Annotated in this window: 1 protein-coding gene; it reads right to left on the bottom strand. The window is 64.5% G+C overall.

Features of this window, described 5'->3' with window-relative positions; genetic code table 11:
- On the bottom strand, positions 1-888 hold an 888-nt coding region (locus P9230_RS32195; protein WP_278121746.1), incomplete at its 3' end, for an IS110 family transposase.
- Positions 889-1,088 lie beyond the last annotated feature (200 nt).

Below are 1,088 nucleotides of genomic sequence, written 5' to 3'. Positions count from 1 at the left end.
AATGACGAGCAGCTTTCTGGCGAGAGCGATGCGGATGACCATCTTTTCCTTTCCAGCGGCCTGCAACCGGTGCTGGAAGGCGGCCAGGTGCGGATCGTATTTGGCAACGATGCGGGCAACGAGGAAGAGCACGCCCCTGGGCCCGGCGCGACCGCCACGCACCGGTCTTCGGCCGCTGCGCTTACCGCTGTCATTGGCGATCGGCGCCAAGCCGGCCAGCTTGGCGATGGCCTTGTTGGACAGGATGCCGATTTCGGGCAATTCGGCCATCAGGCGAGCAACGCTGCGCGAGGCGATCCCTTTGAGCGAGCGAAAGGCGCGGTCAAGGCATGCCCACAACGGATCGTCGTCGATCAGCGAGGCGATCTCGCCCTCGAGCCTGCGGCTCTGGCGCACGAGCAACGCGATGACCTCATCGAGGCTGGCGATGGTTTCGGTGTCGGCGGCAGCACTCTTGCGCTGCTTCTGGATGGTGAGATCGCCGGTGACCTGACCGAGCCGTGCCACCAAGGCCTTGAGCCGCTGCTGGGCCGGGCTCGGCGGCAGAGTCGGCTGTACGCGCTTGGCCTGCGCGTAGCCGGCGATCATGGCGGCATCGATCCCATCGGTCTTTTCCAGGAAGCCCATCGCCTCTGCAAAACGGCGCACGCTGCGCGCATTGACGAGAGCGCAAGGCAGGCTCAGATCCCACAGCAGCAGCAAGGCCAGCCGCTCGTAGCCGCCGCTGGCCTCCATGACGGCAAGCTCGACGCCATGGCCCTGACACCAAGCGGCCAGATCGGTGATGCCTGCCGCATCGTTACGGAAGCGGCCTGCCGCCCCGTTCGGCTCGACATGGGCATCGAGCCATTCTTTCGAAACGTCCACTCCACAGATGGTCTTGTCCACGGTAACCTGCCTTGTGCGTGCGATTGGAGCCAAGCGACTATTCGGTCGTACGTGACGGAGGCGAAGATCCCTGGCTCATCCACGGTTGTGACCGCAGGGGTGTCGGGCGACTTCGCCAAGCCTCGAATCGGATGGCCGTCCGGTTCGAGGCTCAGTCGCTCTTCTCGCACAAAGTCTCCTCCGCGCAGATACAAGGGGTG

The sequence above is a fragment of the Mesorhizobium sp. WSM4887 genome (genome assembly GCF_029625865.1).
GTDB lineage: Bacteria > Pseudomonadota > Alphaproteobacteria > Rhizobiales > Rhizobiaceae > Mesorhizobium.
The sequence above is the reverse complement of the archived record's forward strand: the minus strand, read 5'-3'. Positions and strand labels throughout refer to the sequence as shown.